This is a genomic window from Moorena sp. SIO4E2 (assembly GCF_010671945.1).
In the GTDB taxonomy this organism is placed as follows: Bacteria; Cyanobacteriota; Cyanobacteriia; order Cyanobacteriales; family Coleofasciculaceae; genus Moorena; species Moorena producens.
The window spans coordinates 1-1,137 of record NZ_JAAHIE010001364.1 but is presented as its reverse complement, the minus strand read 5'-3'; the positions used below and the strand labels follow the sequence as shown (position 1 = coordinate 1,137).

At 41.4% G+C, this 1,137-nt stretch carries 1 protein-coding gene; it reads right to left on the bottom strand.

Features of this window, described 5'->3' with window-relative positions; genetic code table 11:
* Window positions 1–26: 26 nt before the first annotated feature.
* A partial coding sequence (locus tag F6K37_RS43710; protein ID WP_287257389.1) for an SUMF1/EgtB/PvdO family nonheme iron enzyme occupies window positions 27–1,137 on the bottom strand: 1,111 nt, incomplete at its 5' end.

Genomic DNA, 1,137 nt, shown 5'->3' with positions numbered 1-1,137 from the left:
ACGCCAGAAAAAGGGCAAAGGGCTAGCTAAATCTTCCCAACACTCTGAGCCACACGAAAACCGACCTTGACCAAGGTGAAAATGGGCACGTTCAAGTAGTAGTCGGAGCGGAAGGCAGAACGGCACTCCCCAGGCAAGGTATCCCACGAACCGCCCCGCATAATATAACGATTAAGATTATTAAAAGGATTAAAATTAAAAGGATTCAAAAGATTAAAAGGATTATGATTTGTACTCCAGACACTCCCATCTGTAGGGGCTCCTTTGTAATTATCATGCAAAGGATCCGCACACCACTCCCAAACATTACCGTGCATATCGTATAAGCCAAAGCTGTTGGGAGGAAAACTTCCTACTGGGGTGGTTTCTCCTCGAGAGTACCCTTTTGCTTCCTCTGCATAAGTATTTGAAGCGTTATAATTAGCTAATTTACTGGTTATGGTCTCTCCATAATGGAATGGTGTGGTAGTTCCTGCTCTACAGGCATATTCCCATTCCGCTTCACTCGGTAATCTGTATTGCTTTCCTGTATATTTAGAGAGGCGATCGCAAAATTCCACTGCATCCAACCAGGTTACTTGCTCCACTGGTCGATTCTCTCCTTTAAATTCAGAGGGGTCTGGATCTAAGTCCCAGTTAACTTTTGGCAGCTTTTCAACCACAGCTCGCCATTGCGCTTGGGTTACCTGATATTTCCCCAGCAAAAAAGGTTGAATGCTTACTTGGTGTACAGGTCTTTCCCTGCCATCACTACCCCTCTCACTTTTCGAGGAACCCATTAAGAAGTTTCCTGCTGGGATAGACACCATTTCTAGGTCTACTCCATTCCCCAGATCTTGAGTGAAATAACGCGCTTGCTGGGATTCTCGGTTGATTATTACTCCTCTACGGTTAACTGTTACTACTTCAAAGGAAAACTGCTTTAAAGCTATTTGCGTTTTCGAGTTTGGAAGTATAACTGGATCAGGTTGTGGATTTAAGTTTTGTTTGTAAACTAATAAAATATAAAAGTTATTGGCATTGTCTTTTAACCATTGCTCTAGTTTATCAGCCTGTGACTTGGGAATATTTCCATTTACTAATAAACTTAATAATAAATGATCAACAAATTTGACAATCAGTTTTTCATAATCATTT